At 48.1% G+C, this 16,997-nt stretch carries 16 protein-coding genes; 15 read left to right on the forward strand and 1 reads right to left on the reverse strand.

All coding sequences use genetic code 11. The features are described 5' to 3' along the window. Window positions 1–219 precede the first annotated feature (219 nt). From glgC to cysC, 15 genes are all read left to right on the forward strand, one after another. On the forward strand, window positions 220–1,452 hold the full coding sequence (glgC, locus tag LUCIF_RS21020; protein ID WP_122629965.1) for a glucose-1-phosphate adenylyltransferase: 1,233 nt from the start codon (window positions 220–222) through the stop codon (window positions 1,450–1,452). A 163-nt stretch (window positions 1,453–1,615) separates the two neighbouring features. Beyond that, window positions 1,616–2,455, forward strand: a complete 840-nt coding sequence (locus LUCIF_RS21025) for a TrmB family transcriptional regulator (protein ID WP_122629795.1) — start codon at window positions 1,616–1,618, stop codon at window positions 2,453–2,455. A gap of 15 nt (window positions 2,456–2,470) precedes the next feature. Continuing rightward, window positions 2,471–3,400: a DMT family transporter gene (locus LUCIF_RS21030; RefSeq protein ID WP_122629796.1), complete on the forward strand. Its 930-nt coding sequence runs from the start codon at window positions 2,471–2,473 to the stop codon at window positions 3,398–3,400. 146 nt (window positions 3,401–3,546) lie between these two features. Continuing rightward, complete coding sequence (locus LUCIF_RS21035; protein WP_122629797.1) at window positions 3,547–4,293, forward strand: GDSL-type esterase/lipase family protein; 747 nt, start codon at window positions 3,547–3,549, stop codon at window positions 4,291–4,293. A 210-nt stretch (window positions 4,294–4,503) separates the two neighbouring features. Next, complete coding sequence (locus LUCIF_RS21040; protein WP_122629798.1) at window positions 4,504–5,091, forward strand: TetR/AcrR family transcriptional regulator; 588 nt, start codon at window positions 4,504–4,506, stop codon at window positions 5,089–5,091. A 62-nt stretch (window positions 5,092–5,153) separates the two neighbouring features. Then, window positions 5,154–6,350, forward strand: a complete 1,197-nt coding sequence (locus LUCIF_RS21045; RefSeq protein WP_122629799.1) for an MFS transporter — start codon at window positions 5,154–5,156, stop codon at window positions 6,348–6,350. Between the two features lie 132 nt (window positions 6,351–6,482). After that, window positions 6,483–7,730, forward strand: coding sequence for an MFS transporter (locus LUCIF_RS21050; protein WP_122629800.1), 1,248 nt, complete (start codon window positions 6,483–6,485; stop codon window positions 7,728–7,730). 221 nt (window positions 7,731–7,951) lie between these two features. After that, the gene (locus tag LUCIF_RS21055) at window positions 7,952–9,124 is read left to right on the forward strand and encodes an MFS transporter (RefSeq protein ID WP_207858225.1); all 1,173 of its coding nucleotides are present in this window, start codon (window positions 7,952–7,954) and stop codon (window positions 9,122–9,124) included. A 105-nt stretch (window positions 9,125–9,229) separates the two neighbouring features. Beyond that, window positions 9,230–9,994 carry a serine hydrolase gene (locus LUCIF_RS21060; RefSeq protein ID WP_122629802.1) on the forward strand — a complete coding sequence of 255 codons (765 nt, stop codon included), beginning with the start codon at window positions 9,230–9,232 and terminating at the stop codon, window positions 9,992–9,994. A gap of 392 nt (window positions 9,995–10,386) precedes the next feature. Further along, window positions 10,387–11,262, forward strand: a complete 876-nt coding sequence (gene aroE, locus LUCIF_RS21065; RefSeq protein WP_122629803.1) for a shikimate dehydrogenase — start codon at window positions 10,387–10,389, stop codon at window positions 11,260–11,262. 15 nt (window positions 11,263–11,277) lie between these two features. Further along, entirely contained in the window at window positions 11,278–11,868 is a 591-nt protein-coding gene (locus LUCIF_RS21070) for a shikimate kinase (protein ID WP_122629804.1), read from the forward strand. Window positions 11,869–12,117: 249 nt separating this feature from the next. Beyond that, window positions 12,118–12,852 (forward strand): DeoR/GlpR family DNA-binding transcription regulator, encoded by a 735-nt coding sequence (locus LUCIF_RS21075; RefSeq protein WP_122629805.1) that lies wholly within the window; start codon window positions 12,118–12,120, stop codon window positions 12,850–12,852. Between the two features lie 24 nt (window positions 12,853–12,876). Then, window positions 12,877–13,494, forward strand: a complete 618-nt coding sequence (locus tag LUCIF_RS21080) for an HAD family hydrolase (protein WP_122629806.1) — start codon at window positions 12,877–12,879, stop codon at window positions 13,492–13,494. A gap of 198 nt (window positions 13,495–13,692) precedes the next feature. Next, window positions 13,693–14,496, forward strand: a complete 804-nt coding sequence (gene cysD, locus LUCIF_RS21085; RefSeq protein ID WP_122629807.1) for a sulfate adenylyltransferase subunit CysD — start codon at window positions 13,693–13,695, stop codon at window positions 14,494–14,496. A 51-nt stretch (window positions 14,497–14,547) separates the two neighbouring features. Next, window positions 14,548–16,392: an adenylyl-sulfate kinase gene (gene cysC / locus LUCIF_RS21090; protein ID WP_165866096.1), complete on the forward strand. Its 1,845-nt coding sequence runs from the start codon at window positions 14,548–14,550 to the stop codon at window positions 16,390–16,392. Window positions 16,393–16,459: 67 nt separating this feature from the next. Here the strand turns inward: cysC and LUCIF_RS21095 are convergent, their stop codons facing one another. Beyond that, window positions 16,460–16,981, reverse strand: coding sequence for a hypothetical protein (locus LUCIF_RS21095; protein WP_122629809.1), 522 nt, complete (start codon window positions 16,979–16,981; stop codon window positions 16,460–16,462). Window positions 16,982–16,997: the final 16 nt, after the last annotated feature.

The following is a 16,997-nucleotide window of genomic DNA, read 5'->3' on the forward strand; positions in this document are numbered from 1 at the left end:
TTAAGAAGTGCAAAGAGTGTTGAAGTCCTGAGGGATTTCGACACTCTTTTTTTCTTAACTGTTTGTGAAAATTTTTGCGGACAAAGCAGGAAAAGTTTGAAAATTTAGCCAATTTATATATAGGGACTGAATCAGGAAACAGTTTTGGCAGTAAGGCATCTTTAATTGGAATAGGAAAAGCGGCAGTGATTGGATTTTAATTGGAGGGGGAAGATGGTTATGTACCAAATGGGAAATGTCACGAGAAATACGGTTGCTATGGTTTTAGCAGGCGGCAAAGGGGAGCGGCTTAGTCCGGTTACTTTAAACCGGCCCAAACCTTGTGTTTCGTTTGGCGGGAAATACAAAATAATCGACTTCGTATTAAGCAATCTTTTTAATTCCGGGATTAAGCGAGTCTATGTCCTGACGCAATACCGGGCCTACTCGTTAAATAAACACATCAAGGATTCCTGGGCCAAGTGGACCGGCATGGGGGAATTTTATGACACGATTTCGCCGGAAACAAACAATGCCGGCGAAGAATGGTTTCGGGGTACTGCCGATGCAATCTATCAATTTTTGCACTGCATCGAGGCCACTGATGCGGACTATGTGGCGATCTTTGGCGGGGATCATATTTATAAAATGGATATCAGCCAGATGATAAGCTATCACATTTTGAACAAGGCGGATATCACGCTGGCGGCGCTGGAAGTTTCGGTTGAGGAGGCAAAGCGTTTTGGTGTTTTTTCCGTCGACGAAGATTGCCGTGTGACCGCCTTTGAGGAAAAACCGGAAGAACCGGCAACCATTCCTGAACGGGATACTTGTTTTGTTTCCATGGGTAATTATATTTTTTCTACCCGGAAGCTTATCGAAGTATTAAAGGAAGGTAAAAAGAGACATGCCGACCTTGATTTTGGCAAGCACGTAATTCCGATGATGCTTGAACGGGGGGACCGGGTCTTTGCTTACAATTTTGTCGACAATTTAGTCCCCGGCATGCGTCCGGGAGAAAGAGGCTATTGGAAGGATGTGGGAACCATTGATTCGTATTATGAGGCGAATATGGACCTTGTAAACGTGGTGCCCCAATTAAATCTCTATAATTACAAATGGCCAATCTTTACCAATCAGAGCAATCTGCCGCCGGCGAAAACCGTTTTTGATGAAGAAGGACGGCGGGGACAGAGCATCAATTCTTATATCTGCGGCGGCTGCATCATCAGCGGCAGTACGGTACGCCGGTCCATTCTCGGACCCCGTTGTAAAATAAACAGCTATAGTCTGGTTGAAAACTCAATTTTGTTTGATAATGTGGAAATAGGCCGGTATGTCAAGATTAATAAAGCAATTATTGATGAAAATATTAAAATTCCCGACGGTACGGAAATCGGCTATAATCATGAAGAAGATAAGCGCAAGGGCTATACGGTGACAGAGTCCGGAATCGTTATCGTGACCAGATAACCCGAAGTTATGAGACCTTGCCATAAACTAAAAGACCGATAATGCGGTCTTTCCTTATATTGACAAGGACGGTGTCTGCTGGTATAATCCTGCTAATGATACTACTGCAGTAGTATCATTAGCGGGATTTAAAATTGTCCGGGTAAGAAAGGAGCCGTTGGCAATGGAAGAGAAACTTTGTGAAATTCTGCAGCGATTCGGGTTTACCCAGTATGAGGCAAAGGCCTATAAGGCATTGGTTGGCATTGGGCCGTCCAATGCGTCCTATATCAGCAAAGTATCCGGAATTCCCCGGGCCAGAATTTATGACACGCTGGAATCCCTGGTTGAGCAAGGGATAGTAATGACGGAGGAAAGTGCGGAGGGGGCAAAAACATATACCTGTTTGCCGGCAAGCGTTTTTCTTGAAAGAATGCGCAATAGCTGGCTGGCGGATTTTTCTTTCGCCGAGAAAGAACTGAAATCTCTGGAAAGCCAGGGGGGCAAACCGGATAATTACATCTCGACCCTGCGCGGCAGGGATAACATTCTGGCTTTTTGCCGGATTTTGATTCGCCGGGCACGGCAGCAAATCATGCTTTCCATTTGGAATCCCATGTACAATGAACTGCTGCCGGACCTGGAGGAGGCAGTGGAAAAGGGCTGCCGGGTGCGCGGCATTACCTTCGAGGTTTCCCGGCCCCTGGCAGGGCTGTATAATCATCGCCTAAATGAATATATGTCCACGCTGCGGGCGGAAAACTGGTTCATCCTTTCTGTTGACCGCCGTGAACTGTTATACGGGCACTCGGCTGAGCGGGACGGGAATGCCTTTTATACGGATGATGCGGTACATATTTATTTGTTGGAAGATTACGTTTGGCATGACGTGCTGGTGAACCGGCTCGTAGAGAAACAGGGGGAACAGCTTGACCACTGGATCCTGCCCCAGATGGAGGATTTTTTTAATCGAAAGATGCTGCCGTCCGGATTGGCAAGAACAGGATACAAGGGTCAAACATAATAGGAGGGACTGTAAATGTCTGAAAGACGGATTAATTTGCTTATGGTGTTGACTGCTCTTTTCTGGTCAGGTGCATTTATTACCGGAAAAATAGCGGTACGGGAATTTCCTGCCTTTGCGCTTACTTTTTTCCGGTTTCTGTTTGCCTTGCCGCTTATTTTTTCCATTTTATACATTCGAGAGCCGGAAAATATGCTGCCGCGCGGCAAACAGTGGCGGCCGCTCATCATCCTGGGATTTGTCGGCACATTTTGTTATCACGCGTTGTTTTTTACCGCCTTGCAATATACTACGGCGATTAATTCTTCCCTTATCGGCGCAATGAACCCTATGGTTACCACTTTGCTGGCTGCTTTATTTTTTAGTGAACAGCTAACGCCACGGCGAATTACCGGTGTTATCCTGTCTTTTTGCGGGGTTTTTCTGGTCATTACCAATGCCGATTGGCGCCTGATTAGCGATTTTCGTTTCAACGGGGGCGATTTGCTGATGCTTTTGGCGGTCTGCAGCTGGGCGGTCTATTCTTTGCTTAGCCGGCGTTATATGAAGGAATATGGACTGACTCCTTTTATGGTAACCGCCTATACTTTTTTTATCTGCGTCATTCTTGCCGTTCCTTTCATGGTGTGGGAGAACCCGGCAACCTATTTGTTGTCTGCGACCCTGGGCGGCTGGATGTCGATTGTCTACATGAGCGTGTTTGCTTCTGTTTTGGGTTACCTGTTCCAGATGGTTGCCATTCAACACATTGGCGCAGCCCGGGCGGCCATGTTTATTAATTTGGTTCCGGTCTTTACCATTATTCAGTCCGTCTTTCTGTTAGGCGAATCCTTTTCCTTTTATAAACTGATTGGCGCTTCTATTATTATTACGGGCGTATATCTGGCCACACGGCCGCAAGCTGAGAATTCGCCGCTGACGCGAAAAGGGCTTCAGGCCGAATAGGCACAAAGTTTCTTAGCGCTTATCCCGGAGAAAGTGACAATTGGTAAGAAGCTTGAATTCCTGCAATAAGGGAGGAAAAGCCACGTTATTTGTCGTAAATAAACAAAAGTAGATAATCAATTTTTATTTAGGAGACGTTGCAGTTTATGAGAAAAATTTTGCTTCCAGTTATTTTAGCTACTTTTGTATTATTTACGCTGCCTTGGAACCATACCCTGACCGCAGCCTCGCAGAAAAGTGAGGAAAAATTATATTTATGGGCGAATGATATGATCCGGCAGCCGAACGACCCGCCTTATCTCAGTTTACACTACCGTCTGCGGGAACTGTATTTTTCTGTTGACCCCCATGAAACGCATCCGGTCGTTTTTTTGGGAGACAGCATTACTGATGAAGGGGACTGGTCGGCATTATTTCCTAATTCACCGGTAGAGAACCGGGGCATTGGCGGCGATACCACATTAGGGGTTCTGAACCGGCTGGATGAAGTCATTGCCTTGAAACCGTCCCAGATTTTTCTGATGATCGGTACGAACGACCTTTGTTTTGGCCGTTCGCTTCCTGATATCGTAACGAATTATCGCCGTATTCTGACCCGGTTCCAGACGGAACTGCCGCAGACTCAAGTTTATATCCAGAGCGTGCTGCCGTTTAATGATACCATCTTTCCTTCCCGCCTTCTGCGCACGAATGACAATATCCGGAAACTGAACAAGGATATTAAACAGTTGGCGCGGCAGTATGATTATCCTTATATTAACCTGGTTCCCGCTTTTAGCGGTCCCGACGGCCGGCTGCCCGCCCGCTATACCAGCGACGGTCTGCATCTGAGTGATGCCGGATACCGGGTTTGGCGCGGTCAAATTAAGGGTTTGGTAAAAGTGGAAAAATAAGCTGCCACTATAATTACGAAAGCATTCCCCAGGGGGATGCTTTTTTGTTATGCCCGTCTTATCCAGCGCTCGGAGCCCTGCACCACGAGCCGAAAGACCGCGTTAAGCAGTCTTTTTGTCTTGACAAACTAATATCGTTAGTTTTAAAATTAATGTTGTTAGTTTCCCGGTTTAAGGAAGAATAACTTTGAACACATCACATTATTTTTGGTGGAAAGCGGTGATAACTTGTCACGGATTGGCTTAAATTATCAAATGATTATCGAAGCGGCGGCGGAAATTGCCGACCGGAGCGGACTGGAAGATATTACGCTGACACTGGTTGCCGAACACCTGGGAGTGCGCAAGCCTTCTTTATACAATCATATAAACGGACTGCCCGAATTAAGGCGGGGTTTGGCAATCTGGGGCACAGAACAGTTGAAAAACAGCATGGGCGCGGCAGCCATTGGCAAAGCCAAAAAGGATGCGGTCATGGCCATAGCTGTTGCCTACCGGGAGTTTGCCCATCGGCGTCCGGGGCTGTACCGGGCAATTGTGGCCACACCGGACCGGGGTGACCCAGCCATGGGGAAGGCGACAAAAAGCCTGATGGCGGTCATTGCTGCTGTCATCGAGCCGTATAATTTCAGCGGCCACGATACCCGGCACGCCGTCCGGGGTTTACGCAGCATCATGCATGGCTTTGTCGCGCTGGAAGCCGCCGGCTGGTTTGCCGCTCCGGTGGACCGGGATGAGAGTTATACCCAGTTAATTAAAACTTTTATCCGGGGCATCGAGTCTTTAGACTGCGCCTGACTGGTTTTCGGGCGGGCCTTGGAACTGGAAATTTACGTTAATGATAAGTGGGGATATTTAAAATGGAAATTTGGAAACGGAATTTGTTTGTTTGCTGGTTCGGTGTTTTTGTCACATCCCTGGGGCTGAGTCAGATTGTGCCGATTTTGCCGCTCTATATAGCCCATCTGGGGATTCACGATACCGCGAAAATTGAACAGTGGGCCGGTATCACGTTCGGGGTTACAACGCTGGTTATGGCGGCGGTTTCGCCCCTTTGGGGCTGGGCGGCCGATAAGTATGGGCGGAAACCCATGCTGCTTAGAGCGAGTTTGGGAATGTGCCTCGTTATCAGCAGCATGGGCTTCGTTCAGAATGTCTATCAATTATTGGGACTGCGTCTTTTGCAGGGAACCATTTCCGGTTTTTACTCCGGTTCAATTACCCTGATTGCAACGCAAACGCCTACGGAACGGGCCGGCTGGGCGTTGGGAACGCTGGCAACGGGAGCGGTGGGCGGCACGCTGTTAGGGCCGCTGCTGGGAGGCTATTTGGCGGAAACCATGGGTTTTCGCAGTGTATTTTTATCAATCGGCGCATTACTGCTGGTCGCATTCCTGTTATCTTTATTGTTTGTGAAGGAAGATTTCACCGCTTCCCAGGGAAAGGTGCTTGGTTTTCAGGAGGTCTGGCGGCTGCTGCCGAATCCCGGACTCTTGGTTGCCATGTTTGTCACTACGTTCGTTTTACAATTGGCCTTGTATTCCATAGAACCGATCATTACCGTCTACATTGGACAGTTGTCACGAAACACGGCGCATATCGCTCTGATTTCGGGCACGGTTTTCGCCGCCTCCGGATTCGCAAGCATGCTGGCTGCTCCCCGGCTGGGAAAGCTGTCCGACCGGATCGGTCCGCAAAAGGTAATTCTGACAGCTCTGATTGCCGGCGGTTTACTATTCATTCCGCAGGCCTGGGTGCAAAACGCCTGGCAGTTGGGTGGCCTCCGGTTACTGCTGGGGATTGTTACAGCCGCCCTGCTGCCGTCCATTAACACACTGCTGAAACGGAACACGCCGGATGAGGTTGCCGGACGGGCTTTTGGTTATAACCAGGCCGCCCAGTTTTTAGGAATGTTCTCCGGTTCGGTGCTGGGGGGGCAGATAGCGGCTGCCTACGGGATTCATTACGTGTTTTTTGTTACCAGCACCTTGCTGCTGCTAAATGCCCTGTGGGTTTACCGGGCGATGCTGAAAAGGCTGACCGAGTGTGAAGCTTGATAAGAAAAACCGCTACGCGGTTTTTCGGTAATTGGTAATAGGAATTTGGTAATAGGAAAAAGATAGGGCACGGACCCAAGGGGTCTTTATGTGGAAGAAAGTATATAAATTATTAATGGAGCTATAAAATTCATGAAACTTATGATTCACAATACGGCCGCCAAATTGATTGCAATCCGTGGATTGCGCAGCATCGGCCAAGGGGCGATGGTAGTGGACCTGACGCTGTATTTGAAGGATCTCCAATGGAGCGGTTCTTTAATTGGCAGTGTTACGTCGGCCGCCGGCCTTTTTGGCGCCCTGCTCATTCTGCTGGTGGGAATACTGAGCGACCGGTTTGGCCGGAAACGGTTTCTGGTTTTATATGAGCTGATTACCTTTTTTTCAGCCCTTTGGCTTTGTTTTACAACGCAAACGCTTGTGCTTATTTTAGCAATTGTTATTACCGGATTCGGCCGCGGGCAAAGCGGTGCCGCCGGTCCGTTCAGCCCGGCGGAACAGGCCTGGCTGTCCTGCTATGCAGAACAATCCCGCCGCGGTCAAATCTTTAGTTTAAATACTGCCGTGGGTTTTGCCGGGATGGCTTTGGGTGCTGTGATCGGGGGACTGCCGGGCTTATATAATTCCGGGTCTCCCCTATTGGCTTACCGGCCGGTTTTCTTTTTAATTGCCGTGATTTCGTTACTCTGCACAGTCATTTTACTAAGCATGCAAGACCGGGACGAACCGGCGGAAGTTTCTGTGCCGGGGGTTGAGCAAAGACCGGAGAAAAAGCCCGGCGCCAATCCGGAGAAAGAGCATATCATCTGGTATGAGGAAAACTGGGCATTGCTTAAATTGGCGCTGGTGAATAGTCTGAACGGACTTGCCATTGGCCTTACGGGGCCGATGATGGCGTATTGGTTTAGTCTTCGGTTTGAGGTAAGCACACAAGAGATCGGATTAATGATGGCGGCAGGATTCTTTTTGACAGGAATGTTCGCTGTTATTAACGGTTTTTTGGCAGAACGGTTCGGCATGGTGAAGTCCGTGTCCTGGATGAGAGTAGCCGGTTCCCTGTTGATGTTGATCCTGCCATGGGTGCCGAGTTTTACGCTGGCTTCCTTGATTTACATTATGCGGAACTCCATTAGCCGCGGGACCCAAGGCAACCGGTCCGCCTTGACGGTCAGCCTCACCCGTGAATCCCGGCGGGGACTGGCAGCGAGCATCAATGCGCTGTCCAACCGGTTGCCTTCCGCTGTCGGACCTACAATCACCGGTTATTTATTTGACGCCGGTCAATTATCGTTGCCATTAACACTGACCGCGGTAATGCAATTAATTAGTGCGGGGCTCTATCAGCGGGTCTTTGGCGGTTATGACAAACAAAAGGTTTGATTTCCTTTAGTCCCTATTAAAACAACGGCGCGCCGTAAGGATAAATCTGTATAATCGCTGAAAAACCGGAATTGCTTCTGCTTACCGGCGGGATTATAATGAATCTACAAAGAAAGGCCGCGGGATTCTGGTTGAATATAATTTGATTTTATTTTTGTGCCAGCTTCAGGCTGGCTTTCAAATTTTGATCCGTTAGGCGGCTGTAGGAGTGAATGGGTTTGGTGAGTCTAAATTTATTTAAAAACGTTCCCCGGGCAATCTGGCTGATCGCTGCCGGCCATCTGGTTGCCGATTTGTCGCCGGGGGCCCTGTACGTGGCGCTGCCTTTTTTGAAAGCCAAGTTTAGCCTGTCTTATGCCGAAGTCAGCGCCATTGTGCTGCTGCAGAATTTGGCTTCTTCCGTCAGTCAGCCCCTGTTTGGCTATCTGAGCGACCAAAAACACCGCCTTTGGCTGATGCCGGCCGGCTGTTTGATTACCGGGGTTTTTCTGGCGGCTTCGTTATTGGTGCCCAATTATTACTTGGTAATGGTGTGCACTGCCCTCAGCGGCCTGGGGAATGCCGCTTTCCATCCGGAAGCGGCGAAGACGGTGAACTTTATCGGCGGCAAGGAAAAGGGGAAAGCGGTCAGTCTCTTTTCGGTGGGCGGTTATGCCGGAGTAGCGCTGGGATCTTTGTTTCTGGCGGCCCTGCTTTGGGGTAAGCAAAGCAGCCAAATTCTTCTTTACACTATACCCAGCATTGTAATTAGTATTGCCTTGTTTTATGAGATAGCCAAGATCCCACGGCCTGAAATCAGAGGCCGGGGAAGTTTGGGAACCCTTAGGGAGTGCGTGAATTGGCCTTTGCTGGCTTTGTTGGGAATGATTCTGACCCGGGCAACGGTTACGGCGGGGATCAGCACCTTTGTTCCTTTATATTATGTTTCTTATTTAGGCGGCAGTGAGGTTTACGCCAGTTCCCTGCTCACGGTCTATCTGGCGGCCGGAGCCGTCGGCACGATGTTCGGGGGAATTTTAAGCGACAAATTTGGCAGCAAGCAGGTCATGCTTTTCTCTATTCTGCCGATTGCCCTTTTAATGTATTGGTTTTTATCGGCCAGCGGCGTTTGGGTATTTGTAATCTTGGCATTAGCCAATATTCTGCTGTCGGCTACGGCTACCAGCAGTTTAGTGTTGACGCAAAAAATGATGCCCAAGAACGTGGGAATGGCTTCCGGATTTACACTCGGCTTTAGTGTCGGCCTTGGCACCATGGGTGTTTTAGGTTTGGGACAGGTTGCGGATCTTTGGGGAATAACCTGGGTATTTGATATATTGGTTTTATTGCCGGCAATTGGTTTTGTCCTTACCCTGTTTATCAGGGAGCCTGAACCCCGGCCGGTAAGAGTGTAGATAGCGGGGCAATGTCATAGTTTTGTCACAACCCCGTAGTATCCTTTTGGTAAACGGGACCATAGATGTATCTATTTTCCGTAATTTGGCCTAAGGGGTAACTAAATGTTTAAAAAGATTATGTTGATTTTTACTGTGTTAACCGTCGTAACGACCAATGCCTTAGCGGCATCTTCCCTTGAGAAAGAGATAAAGAATGATTTACAGGGATTTAACGGCAAAGTTGGGGTTTTTGCCAAAAACTTAGATACCGGAAAGACAATACAGTTTAACCAGGATGACGTTTTTCCCACGGCTTCAACAAGTAAATTAATTGTCGCCTTAGCTACTTATAAATATTTGTATCCGCAGGCGGAAACGGCTAAGGCCAGCCAATATGACCAGGACATTGCCTTAATGATGACGGTTAGTGACAACAATTCATTCCAAGAACTGTTAAACGAATTTGATTCTACCCACCCGGAGGTCCTCAATCAGGTTGTGAAAGATTTCCGGCTTCACCGGACCCAAATCCATAGTGAAGAAGCTTTTAATAAATACCGGTATCATAGTGTGACAACTGCTTATGAAATGGCCAAGGTATTTGAGAAAATCTATAAAGACAAATATCTGGACAAAAACAAAAGCGAGCAGTTAAAGGACGAACTGGCCAATACAATTTATAACGATGAAATTCCCCGTTATATGCTGACGCCTGTTTTTCATAAAGTAGGCGAACTGGATGATGTGCTTTGTGATGTGGGTGTGGTTCAGGACGGTCATGACCCGATTCTTATCAGCTTTTATACCGCGACGCAGGATCACGAGTACTCCAGCAATTTTATTGCGGCTGAATCGGCTAAACTATATAATGCTTTGCGAAGAAAATAGGCAATTTCCTGAATACGTTGCAATGGCTTTACAGGCTGCGTGAAAATTTAAGAATTTATCTTGACATCTTTACACATTTAGTAATATTATACTATACAAAGATAGTAATAACGGCTTTGCTCATAGCGGAGGATATTATGGACAGGACGGGAAAAACATTGCAAGGGCATAGAGATTTCTGGTTTAGCTTTTATTACCAAGGCTATTATTTTAGCGTTGGTTATTTTGCTTTTCCCGGAAAAACCGAATATATGAGAAATCTCGCTATGAAATATGCATCATAGATGGCTCGGGGCCCAAATGAATAGAATTAGGGTAGAGAAGAGGTTTCACATGGGAAGCCTCTTCTCTTTTCTTGTTGTGATGCAGGAAAATTTACAAGGAGGAACGACGTGGATACTTCGATTAACAGCCAAACTAAACTGTATACTCTGGTGGGTTATCCCGTCAGCCACAGTATTTCACCGGTTATTCAGAACAGTATTTTTGCCGCCAAGCAGTGTAATAGTAAATACATTACCCTTGCCGTTCGTCCGGAAAGCCTAAAAGAAGCCGTTACAGTTTTAAAAGAAAATTTCCGGGGCTTTAATGTTACCATTCCTCATAAACAGGCCATTATGGATTACCTGGATGTTATTGAGCCGAAAGCGCTGCTGTGCGGTGCAGTGAACACCGTGAAAAATGATAACGGGCGATTAACCGGCTATAATACGGACGGCTACGGCTTTATGAAAGCGTTTCAAAAACTTAATATTGAAATGGCCCATAAAGAGGTCCTGTTAATTGGTGCAGGCGGTGCCGCCAGGGCTGTTCTTTGCGAGCTGCTGCAGCATCATTGCAGCGTTACGGTTATTAATCGTACAGAAGCAAAAGCGAAAAGCCTGCAACGGGAATTGTCCGGCAATTTTCCCGGACTACTCACTGTGATAAGTGACTGGCATCAATTACAGGCAAGATATGACTGTCTGATTAATACCACTTCCCTTGGAATGGAGCCGAATCGCAGCGTATCCCCCATAGATTCCCCGTATTTGAGCCGGTTTTCTATTGTCTATGATCTCGTTTATAATCCCTTTGAAACAAAATTGCTGGCGGAGGCCAAGCGCCGCGGCTGTATGACTGTTAACGGGCTGCCAATGTTGTTTTATCAGGCGGTGGCGGCCAATCAAATATGGACCGATTCGGTATTACCGGGGAAAACGGAGCAGGAACTTTATGAAAAGACCATCCGGTATCTTCAGCCGCTGGTAGAAAAAAGCCTGCAATGAAAGGTGGACAAGATTATGATATTCGATGAATTTCAAGGGCATTGCCGGCAATTTCTTTCGCACAACATCGTGCTGATCGGCTTTAGCGGCAGCGGCAAAACTACGGTTGGACGCTATCTGGCCGAGGTCACCGGCTTTACCTGTTATGATGTGGATCATATGATTGAACAGCAAATGGGGCAGTCGGTGCAGGTAGTTTTTAACAGGTATGGGGAAGCTTATTTCCGGGACCGGGAACAGGAGATTATTAAACAGGTAAGTGCTGCCAAACACGCTGTGATTGCCTGTGGCGGCGGGGTCGTTTTAAACAGCGTCAACGTGTCCAACCTAAAAAAGGGGGGGAAACTTGTTTGGATGAAAACGGACCCTGAGACGATTTACAATCGGCTGAAACAGGAGCATGACCGGCCATTATTAAACGGCAAGGGAATTGAAGAAATTATGAGTATGCTCAGTAAGCGGTATTGCTTATACGAAGAAGCCGCGGACTATGAAGTAAGTACCGATGGAAAGTCCGTAGTCCATGTTGGCTATGATATTTTGCGGCAATTTATTGATAGCCAAATGTTACCGGACATTGACTGCTGTTCATTAACCCCACACTAAAAGCGTGGGGATTTTTATTGACAAGACGATCCTTCTGCCTGGAGGTGCCAAAAAGAGTAGCGTTCGGATTCTTCTGCGCTCTGAGCCCTGCGCTATGGACCCAAAGACCGCGTTAGCGGTCTTCTTGCATTGCAAGTGCTTATAAATTTAATAAAAATACTTACATGCGATTGTTATTATGCTTATAATTGCTTATAATAAGGAGGGAGGTGAGGTATTATTTATCAGGAGGAAAGACTGTTTCGAATTATGGATTATCTGGAAGAACATGAGTCCATGGCGGTTAGCGATATTTGTTCTTTGTTCCAGGTTTCCCGGGATACGGCGCGCCGGGATATTGTTAAATTGGCGGAACAAGGGACTGTGGTCCGAACTCATGGAGGAATTGCCCTCGCCAAATTTATTCAGAAGACGCAAGAGTATGCTTTGCGTCTGAAAAATGAGCCGGAAGGGAAATTGCATATTGGAAAAAGGGCGGCCTCTTATATCCGGGAGAACGAGATGATTTTTCTGGACGTTTCCACCACAGTCCGCTGTATGATACCCAATTTGAATGTCCAGTCCTTAACCGTTGTTACCCATTCGCTCGATAATGCCTGGGCCTTGTTGGATAAAGAAGGGATTCAAACGCATCTGTTAGGCGGGATGATAAACCGGAAGTTACGGCATCTAACCGGCTGCGGTACCTTAAAAAAACTGGAGGATTACCGGTTTTCCAAGGTGTTCCTTGGTGCTGCCGGCATAACAAATGAAGGAATTTATTACTATGACGAAGATGACATGTATTTCAAGCGGGAATTGGTAAAACGGTCCGGGGAGGCGATTATTCTGGCCGACCATACGAAATTCGGCCGCTATTCCGCTTTCAAGGGACTGGACTTTTCGGTAATCGGCATGATTATTACGAATCAGCCGGTAGGCGGGGAATTACAGGAAATCATTGAAGGCCAGGGGATAAAACTGATTGTCGCCCAGGAAAACTGATTTTGATTTTTAAGGAGTGAGCCGATGTACAGGACGGCAATTTTCGATGTGGACGGCACCTTAATTGATAGCGAGCGGGCTGTGCTTTGTTCTTTACAAAAGATGCTTAATGACGATTATGGCAGGTATTATGATTTGAAGGAACTGCATTTTGTTTTGGGCATTCCAGGAGCAGCGGCATTACCCCGCCTGGGAATTTATGATATTCCCCAGGCGAGTGAAAAATGGAATTCTTATATGAAGGACTTTTCTGCCACGGTTGGCGTATTTCGCGGAATGACTAAAGTGCTAGCCTACCTGGCTTATCGTGACGTGAAGACCGGTATTGTAACTTCCAAAACGAAAGCTGAGCTGGTAACCGATTTTGCTCCGTTTGGGCTGATGAAATATTTATTTTTTATTGTCTGTGCGGATGATACAATCAAGCATAAGCCGGAGCCGGAACCGGTGTTAAAGTTTCTGGAAATTGCCAATGCGGACCGTCAAAGCTCGATTTATATCGGCGATACGGAATATGATTTACAGTGTGCCCGCAGCGCCGGGGTTGATTTCGGCCTGGCATTGTGGGGAAGTAAAACGCCGGCTTTAGAGGCCAGCCATAAGTTTGTCAGACCGGACGAAATCCTGCCGTTGTTTTTTTAAAGTTTTACAGGCCGGGAAACAAATTTCCAATTACCAAAAGACCGCCCTAGGCTCTAGGCGGTCTTTCTTAGTATACACTTGGACAGCTTGTAACTCATATATTGTATTATATCCACTTTTTGCAGTCCTCTGTCATTCGAATAAAATTGTATTTGTTGCAGGAGGAGCAACTGGAACAAAGAGTAAAAAGGAGAGCAAATGGACGATCGATTGAACCGGCTGGAAGAAGAAAGTGTTTACATTATTCGTGAGGCTTATGCCAAATTCACGAAACCGGGCATGTTATGGTCAATCGGCAAAGATTCCACGGTACTTTTATGGCTGGCCCGGAAAGCATTTTTAGGCCGGTCGCCTATCCCTTTGGTCCATATCGATACGGCGTTTAAAATACCGGAGATGATCAAGCATCGGGACCGTTTGGTCCGGGAATGGGGTTTGCAGCTTATAATCGGCAGGAATGATGCTGCTTTGCAGGCGGGGATGGGACCGGAAAAAGGCCGGCTTGAATGTTGTACCGCCTTAAAGACCGAGGCCTTGCGTCAAACTGTAAAGGAGCACGGTTTTGACGTGATCCTGCTGGGGATACGGCGGGACGAGGAGCGATCCCGTTCCAAGGAGAGGGTTTTTAGTGCGCGAAACGCCGGCTTCGAGTGGAAATACAAAGAACAACCGCCGGAAATCTGGAATCAGTACAATACCGATTTTCCGCCCGGTTCCCATGTACGGGTTCATCCATTGCTGGCCTGGACGGAAGTGGATATTTGGGAATATATCGAACAGGAGAAAATACCGGTTGTTACCCTTTATTTTGCCCGCAACGGCAAACGGTACCGCAGCTTGGGGTGCTGGCCCTGCACGGCACCTATTGATTCCGAGGCCGCCACCGTAAAAGAAATTATTGCCGAACTAAAGTCGCTTGGCCAGTCGGAGCGCGCCGGCCGTGCTCAGGATCAGGCAAATGCCTATGCCATGCAAAAGCTGCGAGCCAAAGGGTATATGTAGGAAAGCAGGAAAGGAGTCAATATGGAAAGCATTGTCACATCCTTACCGGAAATGACAGTTGTATTTCTTGGTCACGTCGACCACGGCAAGTCGACTTTAATTGGCCGTTTATTATATGATACGGGACAGGTCCCCGCCGACCGGGTGGACTTTGCCCGTGCCCGTTCCGCGGAACAAGGGCGGAATCTTGAGTTTGCCTACCTCCTTGACGGCTTGGAAGAAGAGCAGGAACAGGGTATTACCATTGATTTTACCCAAACCGGTTTTACTACGTCCGGCCGGCGTTTTATCTTGGCCGACGCTCCCGGACACCGTGAATTTTTAAAAAACATGCTTAGCGGTGCCAGCCGGGCGGAAGCGGCTGTCCTGGTTATTGACGCTGCCGAAGGAGTGCAGGAACAGTCCCGGCGCCATGGCTACCTGCTGACTCTGCTGGGAGTTAAGCAACTGGCCGTAGTGGTGAATAAAATGGACCTTGTCGGCTGGGACGAGAGGATTTTTCGCAGCATAGCCCAAGAGTATCAGGCCTTTCTTGCCTCCATCGGGTTTGCGGCGCAGAATGTTATTCCCGCGGCTGCTCATACCGGCGATAACATTGCTGTCCGGTCGGCACGGATAAAATGGTATCAGGGGCCCACCTTGCTGGAACAACTGGAACGGTTTCAACCGGCCGCCCGGAAGGAGTTTCCGTTGCGAATGCCGGTCCAGGATATTTACCGTTCCGGTAAACGACGCTTGCTGGCCGGACGGGTGGAAACAGGCGCGCTGACGGCGGGACAGACGATAACGATTTGGCCGACCCGTGAGCAGACAACGGTCAAATCGGTTGAGCGCTGGCCGGAAACCGGGGTAACGCAAATTCTGACAGGCCAAAACGCGGCCCTGGAGTTTACCGATCCTTTATTTGCCGAGCGGGGGATGGTTATCACTTCCCCGGACAGTTCCCCTTCGGTTAGCCGGGCTTTTTATGCCCGGGTTGTCTGGCTGGGGCGGCAACCTCTTGTTCCCGGGCAGCGCTACAAACTGAAGGTGGGATTCCAGGAAACCGCAGCCTGGATGGAAAGCCTTAACCGGGTCATTGATACGGGCAGTTTGCGTGAGGTGCCACCGGAGTGCGTTCCAGCCGGTTTTATCGCCGAAGGCCTGATTATGACCGATCAGCCGGTTATATTTGATGTTTTTGATGAAAATCCGGCTATGGGGCGGTTTGTCCTGGTTGATGGTTATCAAATCACCGGCGGCGGTGTTATCACCATGCCGGCTGAGAAATACCAGACCGGCGATTTTTGGCAGGAACGCAGTAAACTGTTGTATCCCACCCAGGGTCCGGTTACGAAAGAGGACCGCCGCGGCCGCAATCAGCACCATTCGTTGGTTTTATGGCTCACGGGATTGTCCGGAGCCGGCAAAAGCACTATCGCGCATAACCTGGAGGAGCATTTATTCCGGGATGGATACCAGGTTTATGTATTGGATGGGGATAATGTTCGCTTGGGATTGAATCAAGATTTGGGATTCTCGGCGAATGACCGCAAGGAAAATATCCGCCGGGTTGCCGAAGTTGCCAGATTATTTGTCGATGCGGGCGTGATCGTGCTTGTGGCCTTTATCTCGCCCTATTCTGAGGACCGCACTTTGGCGAGAAATCTTTTTACTGCCGGGGAATTTGTGGAAATCTACGTTAAATGTCCTCTTTTGGTTTGTGAAACAAGGGATCCCAAAGGGTTGTATCAAAAAGCCCGCCATAAGGAACTTTACCAGTTTACCGGACTGGATGATGCTTACCAGGAACCGGAGCATCCGGATATTGTTCTGGAAACCGATAAACTGACGGTGGAAGAATGTGTCGAAAAAGTTATTTCCCAGATAAACTTGGAATTTAAGGCTATTCGCTGAAAAATTGAGAAATGCAGCTTAATAAAAATAGCAACCTGGCTGGGTATTCCAGGTTGCCGTATAAAGATTAAAGCGTATTCGGGTCATCATCATCCTTTTCGGTATCCAGGGGTTTCATGGCAGGAGCCATGGACATCCGGGCGGATGGGGCGGTTTCTACCGTGTAGGTCTTTAAGGCGGCGGCCGTCACCAGACCAAATATGGTAGCCGCCGTAAAATTGGCGATAACTGTTTTTAGCGGCAGGTTAAGGGTTCCTTCCACCTTGAATAACGTGGTAACGGCATAAATGGCAAACCAGGTCATAATGGAAAAGAACCACCCTTTAAATAACAGGTTGCGGCTGGAAATCCGGGGGACTAAATAGCTGAAGGCGACTCCCAGGGCCCCGGAAAATAGCACCTGCCCCAAAAGGGCAAAGACAGTTTCGCCAAAATTAAACGGAGGCGTACGGCCGTATATCATAATTCCGGCCCATTCTGCCATCGTTAGAGTGGTTAAATTCAAGGAGCTGGCAATCCAGGCCCATATGTTCATAGTAATGCCGCCAATAATACCGGCGGTAAATCCTTTGGTTAGTCTGTCTTCCAAGTTATCTGCACCTCCC

It is taken from the genome of Allolucifera butyrica, from assembly GCF_900476375.1.
Classification (GTDB): Bacteria; Bacillota; Negativicutes; order Sporomusales; family UPPP01; genus Lucifera; species Lucifera butyrica.

Excerpts from the sequence above, each read along its gene's own strand:
- LUCIF_RS21045 (WP_122629799.1), top strand. The coding sequence starts at position 5,154 with ATGGAAATTTGGAAACGGAATTTGTTTGTTTGCTGGTTCGGTGTTTTT.
- glgC (WP_122629965.1), top strand. The coding sequence starts at position 220 with ATGTACCAAATGGGAAATGTCACGAGAAATACGGTTGCTATGGTTTTA.
- cysC (WP_165866096.1), top strand. The coding sequence starts at position 14,548 with ATGACAGTTGTATTTCTTGGTCACGTCGACCACGGCAAGTCGACTTTA.
- LUCIF_RS21025 (WP_122629795.1), top strand. The coding sequence starts at position 1,616 with ATGGAAGAGAAACTTTGTGAAATTCTGCAGCGATTCGGGTTTACCCAG.
- LUCIF_RS21075 (WP_122629805.1), top strand. The coding sequence starts at position 12,118 with ATGGATTATCTGGAAGAACATGAGTCCATGGCGGTTAGCGATATTTGT.
- LUCIF_RS21070 (WP_122629804.1), top strand. The coding sequence starts at position 11,278 with ATGATATTCGATGAATTTCAAGGGCATTGCCGGCAATTTCTTTCGCAC.
- cysD (WP_122629807.1), top strand. The coding sequence starts at position 13,693 with ATGGACGATCGATTGAACCGGCTGGAAGAAGAAAGTGTTTACATTATT.
- LUCIF_RS21080 (WP_122629806.1), top strand. The coding sequence starts at position 12,877 with ATGTACAGGACGGCAATTTTCGATGTGGACGGCACCTTAATTGATAGC.
- LUCIF_RS21035 (WP_122629797.1), top strand. The coding sequence starts at position 3,547 with ATGAGAAAAATTTTGCTTCCAGTTATTTTAGCTACTTTTGTATTATTT.
- LUCIF_RS21030 (WP_122629796.1), top strand. The coding sequence starts at position 2,471 with ATGTCTGAAAGACGGATTAATTTGCTTATGGTGTTGACTGCTCTTTTC.
- LUCIF_RS21060 (WP_122629802.1), top strand. The coding sequence starts at position 9,230 with ATGTTTAAAAAGATTATGTTGATTTTTACTGTGTTAACCGTCGTAACG.
- LUCIF_RS21050 (WP_122629800.1), top strand. The coding sequence starts at position 6,483 with ATGAAACTTATGATTCACAATACGGCCGCCAAATTGATTGCAATCCGT.